Source organism: Psychrilyobacter piezotolerans (assembly GCF_003391055.1).
In the GTDB taxonomy this organism is placed as follows: domain Bacteria; phylum Fusobacteriota; class Fusobacteriia; order Fusobacteriales; family Fusobacteriaceae; genus Psychrilyobacter; species Psychrilyobacter piezotolerans.
On the sequence record NZ_QUAJ01000037.1, the window covers coordinates 1 to 21,147 of the forward strand.

Here is a 21,147-nt window from a genome sequence, read left to right on the forward strand (position 1 = left end):
CCAACTCAGAGATAAGTATTCTATCATTGATAAGTCACCTTGGAGACTACGAGGTTGATAGGTTGGGGGTGTAAGGGCTGTGAAGTCTTTAGCTGACCAATACTAATATGACGAACACTTAACCTAAAGCAAAATGATTTAGAAAGTTAATTTGAAAAAACATTATTATATAGTTTTGAATGTACAACATTCATAAGAAAGTAAGCTTGGTAAGAAAAGCTACGGGGGTACACCTGGTCACATTCCGAACCCAGAAGTTAAGTCCGTAAACGCCGAAAGTACTTAGGGGGCAGCCCCTTGGGAGGATAGGAACTTGCCAAGTCTTTTTTATTTTTTGATATATGCGCCACTAGCTCAGCTGGTAGAGCACTCGACTTTTAATCGAGTTGTCACAGGTTCAAACCCTGTGTGGCGCACCATTATTAAATAAATACTAGAGTCACCAATTATTTTGGAGACTCTTTTTTTTGTCTATTTTTTTTATAAAACTTGAAAAAAAAGATGAGTTAGTTTATACTTAAATTCAGTTTAAAAAACATAAAAAATGGTTTTAAATAACAAAAAAGGATGATTTTAGGATGACAAAACATAAAAAAATACTAATAGTTATGGTGGTTATATCTATTATAGGAATAATCTATACATCACTAGCAGTAAATAAAAATTTCGGAGTACAGAAATATTTTAACTATGAATTTGTAGATGGGGAAGTTTTATCTATAAAGGAAGAAACTATAAATCCAGATCCATTGATTCCCGGAAGATATGTGGGGAAACAAAAGATAGAGGTTAAGATATTGGAAGGGATCCATAAAGATCAGGTGTATAGCGTGATAAATGTGTTGAGCAACAGACATAATATATTTGCTAAACCAGGGATGAAAGCTATATTCACAATTAGGGAGAAAGATGGAAAGGAACATGTGTGGTTCTATAACTATAAAATGGATCGATATATTTATATATTGATCGGATTATTTTGTTTAACATTGCTTGTTTTTGGGCGTTTAAGCGGAGCTAAATCGATACTGTCTCTTGTGTTTACAGGAGTAATTATAATATTTGTTCTCATCCCTATAATATTTAGAGGGGGCAACCCAATCCCTTGGGCAATATTATTGTGTTCGATAATAACGGTTGTAACATTTTTATTAATAGGTGATTTTAACAGAAAAACCTATTCGGCTATACTGGGAACTATTGCAGGGGTGATGATCTCAGGGGCAATCTCCTACACCTTTGGAAGTTTATCCAAGTTGACGGGGATCCATATGGAAAAAGGAGAACAGATTTTATATTTGGCAGCGGACTACCATGTGAAGATAAACGGCCTCATGTTTACCTCTATACTGATAGCATCTTTAGGGGCTATCAATGATGTGGCCATGTCTATTGCATCATCGTGTAATGAACTGTGTAAAAGAAATCCGGATATTCACCTGGATGACCTCTTTATCTCCCTCATGGACATAGGAAAAGATATAATGGGTACCATGACCAATACATTGATTTTGGCATTTACCGGAAGTTCACTGAATCTAATGCTGATGATATGGGGATTTCAAATGAATACTAAGCAGTTTATAAATATGCCGGTGATAGCAATAGAACTTATCCAGGCGTTGTCCGGAAGTATTGGAATAGTGTTGACGGTCCCTATAACTGCCAGTATTTCGGTCTATCTCATAAAGAAAAAAGGCGGATTATTTTTAAAAAGGAAAAAAAAGTTAAATTCTGCAATAAATTTTTAACATAAAAATCAAGGAGGGAAAGATGAAAAAGTTTTTAATCGCAACACTGATAACAAGTATTTTTATGGCTTGTAATTCAAATGATGTGCCGGTAGAAAAGAAAGAACCGGTAAAAATGGAGGTGACAGAGAGGGTAGTAACCCATGAAGTCATTGTAAAAGGTGAGGAAGATCTAGCTGAACAAACTATCAGAGTAGCAGCAACTTCCGATGTACATGGTAGAATTTATCCCTATGATTATGCAATAGATGGTAAAGATGATGATGCAGGTTTAGCAAAAGTATCGACTATTGTTAATGCCTTAAGAGCAGAGAATCCAAATATGATACTGATGGATGATGGAGATACAGTTCAGGATAACTCATCGGAATTATTCAATGACCTTGAAGTGCATCCAATGATAGAAGCTATGAACAGCATAGGTTACGATATTTGGACTTTAGGAAATCATGAATTTAACTTTGAAAAAGAATTTGTAGAGAGAAATATATCTAACTTTAATGGGACTGTACTTTCGGCTAATATCAAAAATAAAAAAGACGGATCAAACTTCGTAAATCCATATCAAATTTTTAATATAAATGGAGCCAGAGTAGCTGTTGTAGGAGTTATCCCTCCATATGTACCTATGTGGGAATCATCTTCTCCTAGTCATTTTAAGGGATTGGAGTTCAACAAGATATTGGAATCTGTACAAGAGACCGTGAAAGAATTAGATGGCCAGTATGATATCTTAGTTGGATCTTTTCATATGGGAAGGGAAGATGAATATGGCGGAGCCGGGATCTATGATCTGGCCAATAAAGTGCCTGAATTTGATGTGATATTCGGTGGACATGAACATGCTAAATATGTTGAAAATATAAATGATACTCCAATTGTAGAACCTGGATTTGCAGGTTGGGCAGTATCCAAAGCTGATATCCATATAAAAAAAGAAGACGGAAAATGGGTTATCACAGGGATAGATGTGGAAAATATTCAAACTAAGACAATAAAAGCCGATCAAAAGATATTGGATGAATTTAAAGGTATAGATGCTCAGTCTAAAGCCGTGGCAAATACAGTGATTGGAGAAGTTAGTGAAACATTTATAGCCAGACCAGACTTTATCACAGGTGAAGACAAGGTAACTACCATGCCTACAGCCCAGTTACAGCCAAATGCTGTAATAGACCTGATAAATGATGTGCAGTTAAAGTATGCAGATGCAGATGTATCATCAGCGGCATTCTTTAAGGCAGAAGCCAATTTAAAAGCAGGAAAATTCCATAATAAAGATGTAGCTAATATCTATAAATATGCAAATACTCTGGTTGGAGTAAATATGACCGGAGAAAACTTACTTAAGTTTATGGAGTGGTCCATGTCATACTATAACACTTGGAATGAAGGGGATGTAACGATCTCATTCAATGAAGACATAAGAGGGTATAACTATGATATGTTTGCAGGGGTAGACTATAAGGTGGACCTGTCTAAAGATGCGGGAAATAGGGTAGTTAATCCAACAATCAACGGTGAACCTATCGATCCGGCTAAGACATATAGGGTTGCGGTAAACAACTATAGATTTGGTACTCTAACTAAGAACGGCTGGGCAAAACCTGAAGATAAATACTACGATTCATATGAAACTATGCAGGATGCAGGAAGAATAAGAGATCTGATTATCAGATATACCAGGGAAGAAAAAAATGGAAAATTAGTGCCTGTCGTGCATAACAATTGGGAAATAATTGGTGTTAAATTAGATTATCCAGAAAGAGATGCTATCTATGAGATGATTAGTGAAGGAGAAATCGTTATTCCTAGATCAGCTGATGGAAGAACACTTAATGTTAAATCTATCAATTTAAAAGATTATGTCGTTGCAGAAGAAATTGCAGCGTATACAGTGAAAGCAGGGGACACTTTAGGAGGTATAGCTAATAAATTTGACCTTGAAATTTCTGAAATTTTAAAGGAAAATAAAAATATTAAAAATGCAGATCTAATAAGAACTGGGGAAGAGTTAATAATTCCTGCAAATTAAATTTAAAAAGGTACAGAATTTATCTGTACCTTTTAAATATATATTAAATAGGGAGGAAAAATGATGATGAAAAAATTTGTTAAGATCTTGTCGGCGATGATGTTACTTTTAGTGGTAGCATGTGGAAAAACTACAAAAACAGATGAACCTAGTAAGGTAAATGGGAACAAAGCAGATGTAGTGGCAACGGAAAAATTAGTAGTGAATGAAGATGTAGAGTTTAAAGTGATGCATGTAAATGATATTCATGGAAGGGTAGATGCTGGTAAATACGATGGAATGGGGTTAGCCAGAGTAAGCACCATAGTTAAACAAACCAGAGCAGAAGACCCAAATGTATTATTTTTGGATGCAGGGGATACAATTCATGGAACTGTATTTGCGGCCTTGACCAAGGGAGCATCTGTAGTAAGAGTTATGAATGAAATGGGTTATGACGCCATGACAACAGGAAACCACGATTATAACTACGGGTTGGACAGGATTGAAAAATTACAAAATACAATGAACTTTCCAGTGGTAGTATCAAACCTTACTTATAAAGATACGGGAGAAAAAGCATTTAAACCATATACAATCAAAACTTTACCAAATGGTGTAAGGATAGGTATCTTTGGGTTGGCAACTCCTGAGACAGCGTATAAGACGAATCCTGCCAATGTAGAGGCTGTGACCTTTGATGATCCTATCGCAGCAGCGAAAGAGTCTGTAACGGCTCTAGAAGCTCAAGGTGTAAACTACATCGTTGCACTTTCCCATCTAGGTGTAGACGAAGATTCGGTTTATACAAGTATTAAAGTGGCTCAAGAAGTAGATGGAATAGATCTAATTGTAGATGGACATAGCCATACTGCTTTAGAAGAAGGAATGCTGGTAGACGAAACTCTTATTGTTCAATCTGGATTCTATGATAAAAATTTAGGGGAAGTAACGGTTAAATTAGGTAAAGATGGATCGAAAGTTGAGACAGCAAAATTATTTACCAAAGAATATGCAATGGAAAATGTTGAGGAAGACCCTGCCATAAGAGCAATTATAGATGAAGTAAATACAGAGAATGACAAGATTACATCTGTAGTTGTGGGAGAGACTCCTGTACTTTTAGTTGGTGAAAGAAATGAGGTAAGAGCTGGTGAAACTAACTTAGGAGATATGATTACAGAGGCAATGTTAGCAAAAACAGGGGCTGAAGGTGTAATAACTAATGGTGGCGGAATAAGAGCTTCTATCCAAAAAGGAATAATTACCAGGGGAAATATCATCTCGGTATTACCTTTTGGAAACTATGTAGTAGTAAAGGAGATAACTGGTCAGGATCTAAAAGATGCTATTGAAAATGGTGTCCAATCTTACCCAGATGCAAGGGGAGCATTCCCCCATGTAGCAGGATTTACATTTAAGTTTGATCCAACAAAGGAAGTGGGAAATAAAGTATATGACGTTACATTTAATAATGGGGAAAAATTAGACCTGACTAAAACTTATAAGATCGCTACAAATGACTTTATGGCTGTAGGAGGGGATAAATATGCCTCTCTAAAAGGAAAGAAGACTGTGAATGAATATGAGAGTATTGAGGAGATCTTAGGACAATATATTAAAGTTAATGGAATCACTCATACTTCAGTAGATGGAAGAGTATTTGCTGGTACGAAGATTGAAAAAGAAGTATCGGATGCTTCGGTGTATACAGTACAATCAGGGGATACATTGAGAACAATCTCTAAAAAAACTGGGATAGATATGGATACAATCTTAAAGGAAAATAAAAAGATTACAAATCCGGATATAATTTTTGTTGGAGAGAAAATAGCTTTACCCAAAGCAAACTAAAACCTTAAAGAGGCTGACCCAAAAGGGTCAAGCCTCTTTTTGATTACTAAATATAGTAATTAACCGATTAGAGAAACACATTATTTAGTGGCTATTTCAAAGTGAAATCTACTTTTGGGTCGCCCTCTTTTTTGCAATTTTATATTTTTTTAAAAAATATAAAAAAAAATACGAAAAAGTGTTGACTCTTTAACTTTATTATGATATTATTATTCTTGTCGTGAGGGAACGATAACAACGGAGCATAGCGCAGCCCGGTAGCGCACCTGCCTTGGGAGCAGGGGGTCATAGGTTCGAATCCTATTGTTCCGACCATTTCAATAAAATATACCAAGATACGCGGGAATAGCTCAGTTGGTAGAGCGTCAGCCTTCCAAGCTGAATGTCGCCAGTTCGAACCTGGTTTCCCGCTCCAAAATGTGGTGGTTGTAGTTCAGTTGGTAGAGCGCCAGTTTGTGGTACTGGTTGTCGCGGGTTCGAGTCCCGTCAGCCACCCCAACATTTTAAAAACTTTATATTTATGCGCCACTAGCTCAGCTGGTAGAGCACTCGACTTTTAATCGAGTTGTCACAGGTTCAAACCCTGTGTGGCGCACCATCCATACGCGGGGGTGGCGGAATTGGCAGACGCGCTAGACTTAGGATCTAGTGTCTTCGACGTGGGGGTTCAAGTCCCCCCCTCCGCACCATGTTAAAGTTTTAAACTCTAGAATTTATTCTAGGGTTTTTTTTGTTAGAAAGAGGCGGCTTTTATTATAAAATTAAAATCTTATCTAGGAGATGAAAAAATGAGGAATATAAAACTTATCTATCAATATGATGGAAGTGATTTTTTCGGGTTTCAAAGACAACCAGACAGACGAACTGTGCAGGGGGAACTTGAAAAAGGGTTGTACAAGATAATAAGGGAAAGGGTGAACTTAATAAGCTCAGGAAGGACTGACAGGGGAGTTCATGCAGTCAAACAAGTTTCTAACTTTACTACCGACTCAAAAATCCCAACAAACAGGCTGGTTTATGCTCTCGATAATATCACTCCTAAGGATATTAAAATATTAAAGGTAGAAGAAGTGGATATGGAATTTCATTCCAGATTTTCAGCAAAAACAAGAGCCTACGAATTTATATTAACTCCCAGAAGAAGTGTATTTGAAAGCAGGTATCTAACCGAGGTCAAAGAAAAGATCGATGTGGATAAACTTTATGATATAATGAAGGTGTTTTTAGGCAGACATAATTTTGATGGGTTTAGGATGACAGATTGTGGCGGGAATAACCCTATAAGGGAAATTTTTGAGATTAGATGTTATGAAAAGGAGAATCATAAGATAGGAATCTATATAAAGGGAAATGCTTTTCTAAAGACACAGATCAGGATAATGGTAGGAAGCTCTCTGGCTGTGTATTTCAATGAAAGATCCAGGGACTATCTCTTAAAAAAATTAGAAACTCCCAACCCTAAAGATGAGAAGATAGTTGTAGATGGAGCAGGGTTGTATCTATATGAGATAAACTACTAGTTGTTTGGCTGTTTTAGGGGGATAAAAATGAAATTTTTGGAGATAAAAGCAAAGGATAAAAAATATATAGATCAGATTATAGAGGTGGAAAAAGAGGCCTTTGGACTAAGCGGCGGAGTGGATGAATGGATCTTGAAACCCATAATCCGGTATGGAAAGGTGTTTGTGTTGGTTATAGAGGATGAGGTCATAGGAATAGCTGAATATATGAGAGATTTTGAGGGTGAAGAAGTATTTTTGTACGGATTTTCTATAAAAAAAGAGTATAGAAAATGCGGTTATGGAAAAAAACTTCTGGAAGAATCTATGAAAGTGTTTAGAAAAAATAAGATAAAAAAAATAGGTCTGACAGTTTCTTTGGAAAATAAGGAAGCTATAGAATTATATAAAAAACTAGGGTTTAAGATGGAAGAGATGTTAAAAGATGAATATGGAAAGGGTATAGACCGGCTTTACTTTGGCAGGGAAATATAACAAAAAAATCATTTGGTTGACAAAATGACAAAAATATAATAAAATTATATGTGAAATCATTACAAAATTAAAAGCAAAAGGAGGCAGAAATGAAATTAAATATAGAAAAAATAAGTTCATATTTAAAAAGTCACGACATAAGACCATCTTATCAAAGAATGAAAATTTTTGAATACTTAATAGTGAATAAAAATCATCCCACAATAGATATGATGTATAAGAGCCTTGCTCCGGAAATACCAACTTTATCTAAAACTACAGTATATAATACATTGAATTTATTCGTAGAAAAGAAGATTGCTATAGTAATTTTAGTAGAAGAGAATGAAACCAGATATGATGCTGATACAAGTATACACGGACATTTTAAATGTGATGAATGTGGAGAGGTCAGTGATCTTAATATTGGGATGGATAAGATAAATATTCCTGAACTTGATAATTGTCAAATAAATGAACATCATCTTTATTTTAAAGGTGTATGCAGTAAGTGTTTAAAGGGAAAAAAATAATGTTCAAGTAACGATAAAGATAATTCTTCATTTTTAATGGAGAATTTTTTTTATCTATAAATATAAAAGAAGGAAAAGAATGTGTGGGCTGGTATAAAAAAAAGCACCTTATAAAAAATTGGGTTGAACTTTATTAAAATTCAGGAGGAAATAAAAAATGGCAATGAATAAAAAAATGTTGGAAATTTTAAATGAACAAATTAATAAGGAGATGTATTCTGCGCATCTATATCTATCCATGAGTGCTTATCTGGCTTCTAAAAATTTACCGGGATTTGCTAACTATATGAGGGTACAGTATCAAGAGGAGATGTCTCATGCATTAAAATTCTTCGATTATTTGTTAGAGAGGGGAGAAAAAGCTGTGTTGGCTGAGGTGGCGGCTGTAAAAACAGAGTGGAAAGACCCTATAGATGTATTTGAAGATACTTATAAACATGAAAAATTTATAACTGAATCCATCGATGAGGTTTTAGAAGTGGCCCATGAGGTAAAAGATTATGCTACTATAAATATGCTTCAATGGTATATAAAAGAACAGGTAGAGGAGGAGGCTCATGCGTCTTCTGTATTAGAGCAGCTAAAGATGGTAGAGGGGAAAGGGACAGGTTTATTCATGCTGGATAGGGAGATGCAGGCTAGAGTTTTTGTGGATCCTACCCAGGTTTAAAAATAATTGAAAATGAATAATTGAAAATTAAAGTAATTATTCATTCTAAATTGTAAATTATACATTATAAATTATAAATTTGACTGAAAGTCACAGGAGGTTTTTATGAAGATTAGGGGTACTGAAACTGAGAAAAATTTACTGAAATCTTTTGCAGGGGAATCACAGGCTACCAACAGGTACAAGTTGTACGCCAAGCAGGCTAAAAAAGAAGGGTATGAACAAATTGCAGCAATTTTCTTAGAGACTGCAGACAATGAAGTGCAGCATGCCAAAAGATATTTTAGATTCTTAGAGGGGGGGAATGTAGAAATTACAGCTACCTACCCGACTAACCAGGTGGGTACTACAGAGAAAAATTTAGAAAATGCAGCAGCTGGAGAAAATGAAGAATGGACAGATTTATACCCTCATTTTGCAGACGTCGCAGAAAAAGAAGGGTTTCCTGAAATTGCATTAGCATACAGAAGTATATCGGCTGTGGAAAAGGAACATGAAGCCAGATATTTAAAATTACTGGAGAATTTAGAAAATAATAGTGTATTTAGAAAGAAAAATGTAGTTAGGTGGAAGTGCAGAAACTGCGGGTTCGTACATGAAGGAGAGGAGGCATTGGAGGTTTGTCCGGCGTGCCTGCATCCGCAAAGTCATTTTGAGATTAAAGAAAATAATTATTAGGAAAAACCTAAATTATGGAGTAATATCATAAATAAGCAGTTTAAAACTTAAAAATTAGGAGGAATATATATGGATAAGTGGTTATGTATAGTATGTGGTTATGTGTATGATCCAGAAGCTGGGGATCCTGATTCAGGGGTAGCACCGGGAACAAAGTGGGAAGATGTGCCTGAAGACTGGATTTGTCCGCTATGTGCAGTGGGAAAAGATCAGTTTGAAAAGATGTAGTTTTATGAACTACCGATAGAAAGTTTAGGGGGAAATATGGATAAATGGCGATGTTTGGTATGTGGTTATGTATATGACGAAGAGTTTGGGGATCCTGATTCAGGGGTAGAACCGGGAACAAAATGGGAAGATGTGCCTGAAGACTGGATTTGTCCGCCGTGTGCAGTGGGAAAGGATCAATTCAAAAAGATGGAATTAGAAAAGACGGAATAAAAAATGCCTGCAAATTTGCAGGCATTTTCTGGTTTTAAATGGCGAAAATAAAGTCTGGTTATCAAATAAAGTTTTGTAACGTTTTAAATACGTAAAAAATGTTTTGTATATAAACAGTACATTTCAAAGTGGAGTTATGTGTAGAAATAGAATTTTTTTTATGAAATGTTCGGAAAAAGATTGACATTTTGAAGAAACTTTAGTATACTTATATTAGTTCAAGGGTGACTTTGAACATCCATGTAGAGCTTAAGCCCCCCTTTTTAAGACTATATGTGTCAATTGAATTATTGATGAAAAAAAGCTTACATCTGGTAAGCTTTTTTTATCTTTAAATTCATCTTTAGCCCTGCCTCAAATTTTGAGGTAGGGCTTTTTTGTGATAAACTAAAAAAAAGCACAAGGAGAGATAAAATGAGGTTTAGCTATGAGTTTGCCATGGAAGAGTATAAAAAAGTAGAAAAATATTTAGAAAAACATGGATATAGTTGTGAAGTTTCTGGGAGTCTGAGAAGAAAAATGGAAGATGTAGGGGATATAGACATAGTAGTAGGGAATCAAGAAGTTAGATTAGAAAGCAAAGAAAATTTAGAAGAAGTAGAGCGAGAAATATTGGAATTGGTGTCTAAATATGATAAGGTCGAAAGACGAATAAATCATTATGAGTTTTTATTGAAGAGCGGGATATCGATTCATATGATTCCTGAAATATCAAAACACTTTAACTATACCCTATGGCATTCTACAGGACCTAAACTCCACGTGAAGTTGATAGAGAAGATATACAGGGAAAAAGGAATGGAGATAGATGTGGAAAATACAGCAGAAAAAAAAATATATGAAAATATAGGTTTGGAATATCTGGAGCCGGAGAAAAGATGGAAATTAAAAACTTAGTCACCAAGAATACTGATTAGCATAATAGGGTTTTTAATTAGTCATAATCTGTTTAATTTATGTGGGAAAATTTTATAAAATTTAAATTTGGCTAAAAGCTGCCAAGGAGAAAGAGTTGTGACAAAAAAACAAAAAGTTAAAAAGATAATAGCTGTACTCCGTGAAAAATTTGGAAAACCTGAGTGTGCACTGAACTATGAGACTCCTTTTGAACTATTAGTGGCTGTAAGCTTGTCGGCTCAATGTACCGATAAAAGGGTAAATATAGTGACTGAAGAGATGTTTCGAAAAAAAGGGATAAATACTCCGAAACAATTTGCAGAGATGGAACTGGAGGAAATAGAAACTTTGGTGAGGAGCACAGGGTTTTATAAGAATAAAGCTAAAAATATAAAGAAAACCAGTGAAATATTGTTGGAAAAATATGACGGAGAAGTTCCACAAGAGATGGATAAATTGGTAGAATTAGCAGGAGTAGGCAGAAAAACAGCCAATGTTGTCAGAGGGCAGATATGGGGATTAGCTGAGGGAATAACGGTGGATACCCACGTAAAGAGACTGACAAATTTAATAGGGCTTATTAAGGGAGATAATCCTATAATTATCGAAAGGGAATTGATGGAGATGGTTCCCAGAGAGTATTGGATAGATATATCGCATTACTTAATCTTACAGGGAAGGGATGTCTGTGTGGCCCGAAGGCCTCAATGTGACAGGTGTGAAATAAATATTTTTTGTAATTTTGGAAGAAAAAAATTAAAAAAAGAGGGTAAAAATAACAGCTGACAACGGATAGGACAGGGATACTAAGGTCTTAAAAGTTTCGACTGTCAAACCTTTGGAATACCAAGCATTATGTTGACATAAAAACTAAAGAATGGTAATATAGGGTATATAGAATAAGGGGTGAAGCTATGAGAAGAGTTTATTTGGATAACAACGCTACAACAAAAACAGATGAAAGAGTATTGGAAGCAATGTTACCTTATTTTTGTGAGGTATATGGAAATGCTCACAGTATGCACAGTTTTGGACAAGAGGCAGGAAGAGCTTTGGATTCAGCCAGAGAAACTGTTTCAAACATATTAAAGATAGAGAAATCAGAATTAATTTTTACTGGAACAGGGGTAGAAAGTAATAACTTAGCCATAAGAGGTATAGCAAGAGCTTATAAAAGAAGAGGGAATCACATAATTACCAGTGCCATAGAGCATCCGGGTGCTAAGAATACATGTCAAGACCTTGAAAGAGAGGGGTTTGAAGTATCTTATATCCCTGTAGATAAGAACGGTGTAGTGATCGTAGAGGAGTTGAAAAAAGCTATTAGAAAGGAAACGATCTTAGTTACTCTGATGCACGCAAACAACGAGACTGGAGTAGTGCAGCCTATTGAGGAGATATCTAAGATAACTCGTGAGAATAAGATTGTATTTCATACAGACGCTGTTCAGACAGTTGGAAAGATACCTGTGTATCCTAAGGAATTAGGAGTAGACCTAATGAGTTTTTCAGCTCATAAATTTAATGGTCCCAAGGGAACTGCCGGATTATTTGTTAAAAATGGAATTAGATTGGGAAAGGTGATTACAGGTGGAGGTCAGGAGAGAAAGATCAGACCTGGAACAACTAACCTGGCAGGGGTAGTAGGGATGGCTAAAGCCTTGGAATTAGCTACTGCAAATATGGAAGAAAAGATGAAAGAAGAGGAAGAATTGAGATCGTTCTTTGAAACAGAGATGGTTGCAAGAATTCCAGAAATTAAAATAAATGGTAAAGAAGCGACAAGGCTTCCAGGAACTTCAAGTATTAGTTTTAGACATCTGGAAGGGGAGTCAATCTTGTTGGGACTTGACTATAAAGGGATAGCAGTAAGTTCAGGATCAGCATGTTCTTCAGATGACCTGCAGGCTTCCCATGTGTTGTTAGCAATGGGGATAGAGGTTGTAGATGCTCACGGGACTATCAGATTTTCATTAGGAAAGTTCAATACACGTGAAGACATAGAATATGTGATAGAGGAAGCTCCTAAGGTGATAGAGAAATTGAGAACGATCTCACCACTTTGGAATGAATTTCAACTTAAAAAATAAATTAAAAGACGGGGAGTGACGATAGATGGAATATACAAAAAAAGTAATGGATCATTTCATGAATCCTAGAAACGTTGGAGTAATTGAAAATCCTGATGGATATGGAAAGATAGGAAGTCCATCATGTGGAGATATGATGGAGATCTTCTTAAAAATAGAAGATGGAATAATCAAAGATGTAAAATTCAGAACATTTGGATGTGCTTCAGCTATTGCATCATCATCTGTGACTACAGAGATGATCTTAAATAAAACTGTAGAAGAAGCATTACAAGTAACTAACAAAGCTGTTGTAGAAGCTTTAGATGGTTTGCCGGCAGCAAAAGTACATTGCTCTGTATTAGCTGAAGAAGCTATAAAGGCAGCAATAGAGGATTATCTGTCTAAAAAATAATGATTTTACTGGGGGTAGGAAACTATCCCTTTTTTATTTGATATGTGTTATAATACTCTGATATAAAAAGCATGTTATTAATAAATTATAAGAGAAAAAGGGTGAAGTGAATAAGATGAAAAAAGTTATTATAGGAATATATTTGGTTATGGGTATGTTGAGTTTTGGGCAAGAGGACAGATCGGCCGCAAAATTATTAGGAACAGCAGATGGTAAAATAATAAATTGTATCAATGGAGAGAAGATCTATCCACTGGCTTCTGTCACTAAGATGATGACGATATTAATCACCTATGATGCCATATCTAAGGGTGAAATATCCATGGAGGATATGGTGGATATCCCAGAAGAGGCAAGAAAAGTTGGCGGGAGTAGAATATGGATGATGGCAAAAGACAGGCTCAGTGTGAGAGATCTGCTCAAGGCAACAGCTGTCTATTCTGCAAATAATGCGGCATATTCTCTGGCTTACTATGTGGGAAATGGAGACCTGGATAGATTTGTAAAAAGGATGAATGAAAGAGCGGAGTCTATGGGTATGGTAAATACCAGTTATTATACGCCGGCAGGCTTACCTCCCTATATGACAGGAACAAAGATGGATGTATCTACAGTGAGTGATATCTATAAACTATCTATGGAATTGCTAAAGAATGATGACTATATGAAAATTGCTTCTATGAAGGACGCCAGTATAAGAAATGGTCAGCAGAAATTTAAAAACAGAAATAAATTATTGGGAATAGACGGCATCTATGGGATGAAAACGGGGCATCATAGTATGGCAGGATATAATATTTCCATAGTATCTAAAAAGAATGATTTAAATATGATAAAGATTGTATTTGGTTCACCGGATGAAAAGACCCGTGACAGGATTGTGCTGGAAGATTTAAATGAATTCTATAATAATTACGGTTATGTAGATATTTTGGTTTGCGGGGAAAAATTAGGGACATTAAAGGTAGAAGACGGTGTGGAGTCACAGGTGAGTTTTTATGCTGAGGATAGTTATACCAAGTTGATGGCTAAAAACAGAAAAATAGAAAAACAAGTGAAAATGAAAAAGAATATAAAAGCTCCTGTTGAAGCCGGGACAGTGGTGGGAGAGTATAGAATTTTAATAGATGGTAAAACTTATTTAAAAAGTGACTTGATAATTAAACACTCCATTGAAAAAATGGGGTTTTTTCAGAGAATATTCAACTAAAAGAGTCTTTAAAAACTATTTTTTTAGTTATTTACATAATTTTCACAAAACTAAAGTAATTTAAGTGAAGGTTAGAGAGGATGAAATATAGAAATAGAGATAGAGGATAAATTGGCAGAAAAGGAAAATCTGAGGGTAAATAAAATAAGTTGAAAAGAATAAAAAAACTTTATAGTAAAATGTGTATGAAAGGAATCTTTGGGTTCCTTTTTCTATTATTATGTTATAATAGATAGAAGTGTAATTATAAATTAAAGCATAAAAAAAGGAGAAACAATGAAAAAATATACAATTGAACCAGAATATCATGGATATAAAGTTGGGGATTATTTAAAGGAAGTTCTGGGTTATTCCAGTAGAAGTATGAGGAAGATCGATATCTTTTTGAATGGGAAAAAAGTGAAACCTAATAAAAAAGTAAGGAAATTGAATAGATTATTGGTGAAAGAGCATAACAAAGGAACGAACATCGAGCCTATCAAAATGGATCTGGATATAGTGTATGAGGATAAGAACCTGATTATACTGAATAAGGAACCGTATCTGATAGTGCATCCTACTAAAAAGAAGGTGGATAAAACACTGGCTCACGGAATAGTGCACTATATGAAGGAGCAGACAGGGGAAATTACAGTACCTAGATTTTATAATAGATTGGATATGAATACATCTGGAATAATAGTAGTGGCTAAAAATGGGTTTGCCCAGGCATTTTTACAAAATAAAGAGAAAGCCACTGTGAATAAATATTATCAGACGATAGTCAAGGGGATAGTTGAAGAAGAAGAGTTTGTTATAGAGGAGTCAATTGGTTGCGTAGGAGAGTCACTGAAAAGAGAATTGCTTTCAATAGAGGATGGAGGTCAAACTGCAAAAACAGGAGCGAAAGTTCTAAAGAGGATGGATGATCAAAACTTAACCCTTCTAGAGGTGGAGTTATTTACAGGAAGGACCCACCAAATAAGGGTACATCTATCATCTATGGGACATCCAATATTAGGAGATGAGCTTTATGGGGGAATGGTTGATAGTGTTAAAAGACAGCTTCTGCATGCTTATAAATTAATCTTTACTAATCCGGATACAGGGGAGGAGGAAACTGTAACTACAACTTTACCTGATGACATGGAGAGAATTGTAAAAGGGGAGGTGATAGGGTAAAAATAGATCAAAGATTGTTGCAAAATTAATACTCGCGTTCCGTTGACAAACTCTGGAAATATAAGCTATATTTATAGTGTAAAATAAAAAAAACTCAGGAGGAATAGAACTATGGCAGCAGTAAAAATAGCGATAAATGGATTTGGTAGAATTGGAAGATTAGCATTCAGATTAATGGCAGATAACCCTGAATTCGAAGTAGTAGCAATAAACGACTTAACTGACCCTAAAACTTTAGCTTACTTATTAAAGTTTGATACAGCTCAAGGAAGATTCAAAATGGATTCAATTGAAGCTACAGAAAACGGAATACTAGTAGACGGAAAAGAAATTAAAATATACTCTGAAAGAAATGCAGCAGACTTACCTTGGAAAGCATTAGATGTAGATGTAGTATTAGAATGTACTGGATTCTATGTATCTAAAGAAAAGTCTCAAGCACATATAGATGCAGGAGCTAAAAAAGTAGTTATCTCTGCACCAGCTTCAGGAGATCTTAAGACTATCGTATTCAACGTAAACGATGACGTATTAACTGGAGAAGAAACTATAATCTCTGGAGCTTCTTGTACAACTAACTGTTTAGCACCAGTTGTAAACGTATTAAACAAAGAGTTTGGATTAGTAAAAGGATTCATGACTACTATCCATGCATATACAAATGACCAAAACATCTTAGATGCACCTCATTCAAAGGATATCAATGCAAGAAGAGGAAGAGCAGGAGCAGCTAACATGGTACCTACATCTACAGGAGCAGCAGTAGCAGTAGGAAAAGTATTACCTGAATTATTAGGAAAATTAGATGGTGGAGCAGTAAGAGTTCCAACTGTTACAGGATCTTGTGTTGACTTAGTAGTAGAGTTAGAAAAGAATGTAACTGCAGAAGAAATCAATGCAGCTATGAAAGCAGCAGCAAACGAAACTTTAGGATATACTGAAGAGCCAATCGTATCTTCTGACTGTATCGGAATCCAATTCGGATCATGGTTTGATGCTCAATGTACAAAAGTAATGACAGTAGAAGGAAAGCAATTAGTAAAAATCTTAACTTGGTATGACAATGAGATGTCTTATACAGCTCAATTAATCAGAACTTGTAAGAAATTTGCTCAATTAGCAAAGTAATTATATAATAGAATAAATAGAATAGCGGGAGCATTGGTTTCCGCTATTTTTTTTAGGGGAAGTGTTATATTTCTCAGGCGGTTAAAGGCAGTAATTATATTTATGGAGGGGTTAATAGAATGGCGAAAAAAATAGTAAATGAATTGGAATTAAACGGTAAAAAAGTATTGATGAGAGTAGACTTTAACGTTCCTATGAAGGACGGGAAGATTACAAATGACAATAGAATAGTTGCAGCAACTGATACAATTAAATATGTATTAGAGCAAGGTGGAAAAGTTATAGCTTTTTCTCATTTAGGAAGGGTAAAAACAGAAGAAGATAAAGCAGGGAAATCAATGGCTCCAATAGCTGCCAGATTATCTGAATTATTGGGTAAAGAAGTTAAGTTTGTAGCTGAGACTAGAGGTGCAGAATTAGAAGCTGCAGTGGCAGAATTAAAAGATGGGGAGATCATGATGTTTGAAAACACAAGATTTGAAGACATCGATGGTAAGAAGGAGTCTAAAAATGATCCTGAATTAGGTAAATACTGGGCTTCTTTAGGAGATGTTTTCGTAAATGATGCATTTGGAACTGCTCATAGAGCACATGCTTCAAACGTAGGAATCGCTTCAAACGTAGCAGAATCAGCAGCAGGATTCTTAATGGAGAAAGAAATTAAATTCATTGGTGGAGTAGTAGATGCACCACAAAAGCCATTGGTAGCAATCTTAGGTGGAGCTAAAGTTTCAGATAAGATTTCTGTAATCAAAAATTTAATACCTAAGGCTGATAAGATAATTATCGGTGGAGGCATGATGTTTACATTCTTAAAGGCAAAAGGATTAAACATAGGAAAATCTTTATGTGAAGAAGACAGATTAGATTTAGCTAGGGAATTGATGGAATTAGCTGGAGATAAGTTGATCTTACCTGTAGATACTATCACTTCTAAAGAGTTCTCAAATGATGCAGGACACCAAATAGTATCTGTAGAAAACGTACCATCAGACGAGATGGGATTAGATATTGGTCCTAAATCTGTGGAAATTTTCAAAGATGCTTTAGCTGGAGCAAAGACAGTAGTATGGAATGGACCAATGGGTGTATTCGAAATGTCTAACTTTGCTAAGGGAACAATCGGTGTGTGTGAAGCTATCGCAAACTTAGAGGGTGCTATCACTATAATAGGTGGAGGAGACTCTGCAACAGCAGCTATCGACTTAGGATTCGCTGACAAATTTACTCATATCTCTACAGGTGGAGGAGCTTCTTTAGAATATTTAGAGGGAAAAGTATTGCCTGGAATAGATTCTATTAGTAGTCACTGTGGAAACTGTAACTGCGGGAAATAAAAAAAAGATCATTATCCATAAAAAAAGGAAGATTTCTCTTCCTTTTTTTTATTTGTTTTATGTTTAGACCACTCCTCCTGGTGAGCCTTTCTCTCTGCTTTCTCTTGATTTTATTGGAATTATGTCGTATATTTGTATTACCAGCATGAGGACAAACTAATAAGGATGTGATTTTTATGAGAACGATAATAAGAGGAAGACACTTAGAGGTAACAGAGGGAATCAGAAATTATGCGGAGAAGAGATTTGGCAAGCTGGAAACATATTTTAATAATATAGATGAAACTGAAGTTGTTTTAAAATATGAAGATAAAAAAGTATATGGTGTAGAAGTTATAGTAAATACAAAGGGGAATAAATATATTGCTAAAACTAAAGGCGGGGAATTGTACGCTGAGATAGACAGGGCTAAAGAGAAAATAAAAGGTGTGTTAACTAAAGAAAAGAAGAAAATTATAGATGGTAAGAGGGAAGAAAAAATAGAAAATGAATAGATGAAACTGATCTCCTGATTATAGGGTATATAAATACCGATAATTGGGAGAATTTTTTTAAAAAAATAACATTATTGTATAAAACACCTTGAATAAAAATAAAAATGATGATATTATTTTATAAATAATAAATTGTTCGGAGGAATAAAATGAAGAAATCAAACTTTATTACAACTCTATATTACTATTATTATAGGAAACAGGATTTGAATTAATTCTTTAAGTTAGAATTATATGCGAATCCATTTTGTATTACTATAAGTTTAGTGAGATGGATTTGTATCAAGAGATGTTATTTTAGTCTATGGGTACTTGCCTATAGGCTTTTTTTTATTAAATAAATGGAGGAGAGTGCTATGCAATTTAAATTTAACTACTATTACTACTATTATTTATTAAATCTGGGTCATCGCATATAAGCGATAGATGCAGGTTTGTTTTGGTGGCCTGCATCTTTAGTAGTTAAACTTTTTTAAGTGAAGCTCAAGGTGTAGTCCTTGGGCTTTTTTATATTGTTTTTTATTATTGGGAGATGGTTAGAATGGGAAATATTATAAGTTTTGTAAATGAGATTTTATGGGAAAGGAATATACTGGTCTGGATGCTCATAGGAGCAGGGTTATTTTTTAGCGTGAAGACGAAATTTGTTCAGTTGAGATTATTTAAGCATATGCTGTCTTTAGTCAGGGAAAATAATGAAGAAAAAAGTCAAGGGATCACATCTTTTCAAGCTTTTTGCATCAGCACGGCATCCAGGGTAGGGGCAGGAAATTTGGTAGGGGTCGTAGCGGCAGTATCTATTGGAGGAGCAGGATCTATTTTTTGGATGTGGGTAATGGCTGTAATTGGATCAGCCTCGGCATTTGCAGAAACTGTTTTGGCCATTATTTACAGGGGGAAAACTAAAGATGGCAAATATGTAGGAGGGCCGGCGTTTTTCCTGGATAAAGGCTTAGGGAAAAAATGGCTGGGAGTGTTGTTTGTAATGTCTGCATTGATATGCTGGGCAGGGGTGATGCAGGTTGTTTCTAATTCTGTAACAGAATCTTTTAAGGTGGCCTTTGGAATCGATCAATTGACGGTGACGATGATTTTAATAGTGTTGACAGGAGTGGTTATATTTGGGAAAAGAGATAAGATATCTATGCTTTTGTCGAAGTTAGTTCCCCTTATGTCCGCGTTATACTTATTGGTGGTATTATTTATAGTGATAAAAAATATTAATTTGATACCGGGGCTTATGACGGAAATAGTTTCACAGGCTTTGGGAATTAAACAGGCGGTAGGGGGCAGTTTAGGTGCGGTGATAATGATTGGAATAAAAAGAGGGTTGTTTTCCAATGAAGCAGGAAGCGGTAGTGCTCCTAGCGCAGCAGCATCAGCAGATGTAGACCATCCGGTTAAACAAGGGTTATTGCAGGCTTTAGGTGTGTTTGTGGATACTATATTAATATGTAGTGCCACAGCTTTTGTAATGTTGTTGGCTGATATAGATAAAACAAATTTAACGGGGATGGAGTTTTTGCAGGAATCCTTCAGATACCATGTAGGAGATTGGGGAGTTATATTTATAGCACTTATATTATTTTTATTTTCCTTTAGTACAGTATTAGGAATCATGTTCTATGCGAAAAATAATATAATGTTTTTATCTGAAAGAGATATCTTTCAAAATATGTTTAAAATTTTGGTGTTGGTGATGTTGTTTCAAGGTGGTATTCAGCGGAATCTGTTTATCTGGTCTTTGGCAGATTTTGGAATAGGGCTGATGACGGTAATCAATCTTATAGGTATAGTCCTGCTTTCCAAGGAAGTGAAAGGTTGTCTGGAAAATTATGAAGGAAATCTTCTGAAGAAGCAAAAGATGGGTAAAACTAAAATTACAATATAAAATAAAAAAATTTAAACTTTTTTAAAACTTGCTGCGTCTGATAGGTATAAGCAAATGAAAATAGTAATATTTTTTTCATTTCTTTCTTTCCTTAAAATAAAATATATAAATAAAAGTCTCCTAACTGTACGACTATTACAGGCAGGGGACTTTTATTTTTTTTTATTTTTTCAATGAAACAACATTAGTGCTGTTATAAAGATAGATGGAGAATTTTTTGTTGTTGTTCCTATCGATGATAACATTTGTGTTTTTATCGGTTGTATGGTAATAAAATCAGGAGAAATAGGAGGTGGGGAGTTTTTTCAGCTGAGCTTTAGAAAATGTTTTTTTGAAAAAGCAATAAAAAAATAAAAAAATCCTTGACGAAAAGTTGTAAACGCGGTATACTTCTTCTTGTGCATCAGAGAAATATCTTTGAAGCAGACAACAGGACATTAGCAATTAAATAGAGAAAGAAAGTGTAAATTAAAAACTCAATTGTCGTTTGAAACTTTTGTTTCGAACAATCGATTAAGGTGTACAGTGGAATGAACCACTATAAAAATAATTATCTTTTAATAGATAGCTAAACTTCATTTATGAAGTTAGGATATAAATTTGAATGTAGAGTTTGATCCTGGCTCAGGAT

General features: G+C 35.0%; 20 protein-coding genes, 6 tRNA genes and 2 rRNA genes. All 28 read left to right on the forward strand.

Features of this window, described 5'->3' with window-relative positions:
- Positions 1 to 126: ribosomal RNA gene (locus DYH56_RS14020) — 23S ribosomal RNA — on the forward strand; the annotation flags it as partial.
- A 79-nt stretch (positions 127 to 205) separates the two neighbouring features.
- Positions 206 to 322, forward strand: a 5S ribosomal RNA gene (rrf, locus tag DYH56_RS14025).
- A 21-nt stretch (positions 323 to 343) separates the two neighbouring features.
- A tRNA-Lys gene (locus tag DYH56_RS14030) sits at positions 344 to 419 on the forward strand.
- 159 nt (positions 420 to 578) lie between these two features.
- Positions 579 to 1,751 carry a YibE/F family protein gene (locus DYH56_RS14035; RefSeq protein WP_199533037.1) on the forward strand — a complete coding sequence of 391 codons (1,173 nt, stop codon included), beginning with the start codon at positions 579 to 581 and terminating at the stop codon, positions 1,749 to 1,751.
- 22 nt (positions 1,752 to 1,773) lie between these two features.
- Positions 1,774 to 3,786, forward strand: a complete 2,013-nt coding sequence (locus tag DYH56_RS14040; RefSeq protein WP_158539165.1) for a 5'-nucleotidase C-terminal domain-containing protein — start codon at positions 1,774 to 1,776, stop codon at positions 3,784 to 3,786.
- A gap of 63 nt (positions 3,787 to 3,849) precedes the next feature.
- Positions 3,850 to 5,619, forward strand: a complete 1,770-nt coding sequence (locus tag DYH56_RS14045) for a 5'-nucleotidase C-terminal domain-containing protein (RefSeq protein WP_158539166.1) — start codon at positions 3,850 to 3,852, stop codon at positions 5,617 to 5,619.
- A gap of 238 nt (positions 5,620 to 5,857) precedes the next feature.
- Positions 5,858 to 5,934 (forward strand) — tRNA-Pro (locus tag DYH56_RS14050).
- A gap of 24 nt (positions 5,935 to 5,958) precedes the next feature.
- A tRNA-Gly gene (locus tag DYH56_RS14055) sits at positions 5,959 to 6,034 on the forward strand.
- Between the two features lie 7 nt (positions 6,035 to 6,041).
- Positions 6,042 to 6,117: transfer RNA gene (locus DYH56_RS14060), tRNA-His, on the forward strand.
- 24 nt (positions 6,118 to 6,141) lie between these two features.
- A tRNA-Lys gene (locus DYH56_RS14065) sits at positions 6,142 to 6,217 on the forward strand.
- Positions 6,218 to 6,224: 7 nt separating this feature from the next.
- Positions 6,225 to 6,308 (forward strand) — tRNA-Leu (locus DYH56_RS14070).
- Positions 6,309 to 6,407: 99 nt separating this feature from the next.
- A complete protein-coding gene (gene truA, locus DYH56_RS14075; protein WP_114643506.1) occupies positions 6,408 to 7,139 on the forward strand; it encodes a tRNA pseudouridine(38-40) synthase TruA in 732 nt (243 codons plus the stop codon).
- A gap of 27 nt (positions 7,140 to 7,166) precedes the next feature.
- Positions 7,167 to 7,613, forward strand: a complete 447-nt coding sequence (locus tag DYH56_RS14080; protein WP_114643507.1) for a GNAT family N-acetyltransferase — start codon at positions 7,167 to 7,169, stop codon at positions 7,611 to 7,613.
- A gap of 89 nt (positions 7,614 to 7,702) precedes the next feature.
- Positions 7,703 to 8,125 carry a Fur family transcriptional regulator gene (locus DYH56_RS14085; RefSeq protein ID WP_114643508.1) on the forward strand — a complete coding sequence of 141 codons (423 nt, stop codon included), beginning with the start codon at positions 7,703 to 7,705 and terminating at the stop codon, positions 8,123 to 8,125.
- A gap of 157 nt (positions 8,126 to 8,282) precedes the next feature.
- Positions 8,283 to 8,795 (forward strand): ferritin, encoded by a 513-nt coding sequence (locus DYH56_RS14090; RefSeq protein ID WP_233500050.1) that lies wholly within the window; start codon positions 8,283 to 8,285, stop codon positions 8,793 to 8,795.
- Positions 8,796 to 8,900: 105 nt separating this feature from the next.
- Complete coding sequence (gene rbr, locus DYH56_RS14095) at positions 8,901 to 9,473, forward strand: rubrerythrin (protein WP_114643509.1); 573 nt, start codon at positions 8,901 to 8,903, stop codon at positions 9,471 to 9,473.
- Between the two features lie 69 nt (positions 9,474 to 9,542).
- Positions 9,543 to 9,701, forward strand: coding sequence for a rubredoxin (rd, locus tag DYH56_RS14100; protein WP_114643510.1), 159 nt, complete (start codon positions 9,543 to 9,545; stop codon positions 9,699 to 9,701).
- 36 nt (positions 9,702 to 9,737) lie between these two features.
- Complete coding sequence (locus tag DYH56_RS14105; RefSeq protein WP_114643511.1) at positions 9,738 to 9,914, forward strand: rubredoxin; 177 nt, start codon at positions 9,738 to 9,740, stop codon at positions 9,912 to 9,914.
- 414 nt (positions 9,915 to 10,328) lie between these two features.
- On the forward strand, positions 10,329 to 10,811 hold the full coding sequence (locus DYH56_RS14110; protein WP_114643512.1) for a nucleotidyltransferase family protein: 483 nt from the start codon (positions 10,329 to 10,331) through the stop codon (positions 10,809 to 10,811).
- 117 nt (positions 10,812 to 10,928) lie between these two features.
- Positions 10,929 to 11,597 (forward strand): endonuclease III, encoded by a 669-nt coding sequence (nth, locus tag DYH56_RS14115; protein ID WP_114643513.1) that lies wholly within the window; start codon positions 10,929 to 10,931, stop codon positions 11,595 to 11,597.
- Between the two features lie 128 nt (positions 11,598 to 11,725).
- Positions 11,726 to 12,901 carry a cysteine desulfurase family protein gene (locus tag DYH56_RS14120; RefSeq protein ID WP_114643514.1) on the forward strand — a complete coding sequence of 392 codons (1,176 nt, stop codon included), beginning with the start codon at positions 11,726 to 11,728 and terminating at the stop codon, positions 12,899 to 12,901.
- 25 nt (positions 12,902 to 12,926) lie between these two features.
- Positions 12,927 to 13,295, forward strand: a complete 369-nt coding sequence (nifU, locus tag DYH56_RS14125; protein WP_114643515.1) for a Fe-S cluster assembly scaffold protein NifU — start codon at positions 12,927 to 12,929, stop codon at positions 13,293 to 13,295.
- A gap of 115 nt (positions 13,296 to 13,410) precedes the next feature.
- Positions 13,411 to 14,505 carry a D-alanyl-D-alanine carboxypeptidase family protein gene (locus tag DYH56_RS14130; RefSeq protein WP_114643516.1) on the forward strand — a complete coding sequence of 365 codons (1,095 nt, stop codon included), beginning with the start codon at positions 13,411 to 13,413 and terminating at the stop codon, positions 14,503 to 14,505.
- Between the two features lie 276 nt (positions 14,506 to 14,781).
- Positions 14,782 to 15,666, forward strand: coding sequence for an RluA family pseudouridine synthase (locus DYH56_RS14135; protein WP_114643517.1), 885 nt, complete (start codon positions 14,782 to 14,784; stop codon positions 15,664 to 15,666).
- Positions 15,667 to 15,777: 111 nt separating this feature from the next.
- On the forward strand, positions 15,778 to 16,794 hold the full coding sequence (gene gap, locus DYH56_RS14140; protein ID WP_114643518.1) for a type I glyceraldehyde-3-phosphate dehydrogenase: 1,017 nt from the start codon (positions 15,778 to 15,780) through the stop codon (positions 16,792 to 16,794).
- Positions 16,795 to 16,913: 119 nt separating this feature from the next.
- A complete protein-coding gene (locus DYH56_RS14145; RefSeq protein WP_114643519.1) occupies positions 16,914 to 18,131 on the forward strand; it encodes a phosphoglycerate kinase in 1,218 nt (405 codons plus the stop codon).
- Positions 18,132 to 18,307: 176 nt separating this feature from the next.
- Positions 18,308 to 18,625 carry a ribosome hibernation-promoting factor, HPF/YfiA family gene (gene hpf / locus DYH56_RS14150; protein ID WP_114643520.1) on the forward strand — a complete coding sequence of 106 codons (318 nt, stop codon included), beginning with the start codon at positions 18,308 to 18,310 and terminating at the stop codon, positions 18,623 to 18,625.
- 541 nt (positions 18,626 to 19,166) lie between these two features.
- A complete protein-coding gene (locus DYH56_RS14155; RefSeq protein ID WP_310739965.1) occupies positions 19,167 to 20,516 on the forward strand; it encodes an alanine/glycine:cation symporter family protein in 1,350 nt (449 codons plus the stop codon).
- Positions 20,517 to 21,147: the final 631 nt, after the last annotated feature.

Excerpts from the sequence above, each read along its gene's own strand:
- DYH56_RS14035 (WP_199533037.1), top strand. The coding sequence starts at position 579 with ATGACAAAACATAAAAAAATACTAATAGTTATGGTGGTTATATCTATT.
- DYH56_RS14040 (WP_158539165.1), top strand. The coding sequence starts at position 1,774 with ATGAAAAAGTTTTTAATCGCAACACTGATAACAAGTATTTTTATGGCT.
- DYH56_RS14045 (WP_158539166.1), top strand. The coding sequence starts at position 3,850 with ATGATGAAAAAATTTGTTAAGATCTTGTCGGCGATGATGTTACTTTTA.
- truA (WP_114643506.1), top strand. The coding sequence starts at position 6,408 with ATGAGGAATATAAAACTTATCTATCAATATGATGGAAGTGATTTTTTC.
- DYH56_RS14080 (WP_114643507.1), top strand. The coding sequence starts at position 7,167 with ATGAAATTTTTGGAGATAAAAGCAAAGGATAAAAAATATATAGATCAG.
- DYH56_RS14085 (WP_114643508.1), top strand. The coding sequence starts at position 7,703 with ATGAAATTAAATATAGAAAAAATAAGTTCATATTTAAAAAGTCACGAC.
- DYH56_RS14090 (WP_233500050.1), top strand. The coding sequence starts at position 8,283 with ATGGCAATGAATAAAAAAATGTTGGAAATTTTAAATGAACAAATTAAT.
- rbr (WP_114643509.1), top strand. The coding sequence starts at position 8,901 with ATGAAGATTAGGGGTACTGAAACTGAGAAAAATTTACTGAAATCTTTT.
- rd (WP_114643510.1), top strand. The coding sequence starts at position 9,543 with ATGGATAAGTGGTTATGTATAGTATGTGGTTATGTGTATGATCCAGAA.
- DYH56_RS14105 (WP_114643511.1), top strand. The coding sequence starts at position 9,738 with ATGGATAAATGGCGATGTTTGGTATGTGGTTATGTATATGACGAAGAG.
- DYH56_RS14110 (WP_114643512.1), top strand. The coding sequence starts at position 10,329 with ATGAGGTTTAGCTATGAGTTTGCCATGGAAGAGTATAAAAAAGTAGAA.
- DYH56_RS14120 (WP_114643514.1), top strand. The coding sequence starts at position 11,726 with ATGAGAAGAGTTTATTTGGATAACAACGCTACAACAAAAACAGATGAA.
- nifU (WP_114643515.1), top strand. The coding sequence starts at position 12,927 with ATGGAATATACAAAAAAAGTAATGGATCATTTCATGAATCCTAGAAAC.
- DYH56_RS14130 (WP_114643516.1), top strand. The coding sequence starts at position 13,411 with ATGAAAAAAGTTATTATAGGAATATATTTGGTTATGGGTATGTTGAGT.
- DYH56_RS14135 (WP_114643517.1), top strand. The coding sequence starts at position 14,782 with ATGAAAAAATATACAATTGAACCAGAATATCATGGATATAAAGTTGGG.
- gap (WP_114643518.1), top strand. The coding sequence starts at position 15,778 with ATGGCAGCAGTAAAAATAGCGATAAATGGATTTGGTAGAATTGGAAGA.
- DYH56_RS14145 (WP_114643519.1), top strand. The coding sequence starts at position 16,914 with ATGGCGAAAAAAATAGTAAATGAATTGGAATTAAACGGTAAAAAAGTA.
- hpf (WP_114643520.1), top strand. The coding sequence starts at position 18,308 with ATGAGAACGATAATAAGAGGAAGACACTTAGAGGTAACAGAGGGAATC.
- DYH56_RS14155 (WP_310739965.1), top strand. The coding sequence starts at position 19,167 with ATGGGAAATATTATAAGTTTTGTAAATGAGATTTTATGGGAAAGGAAT.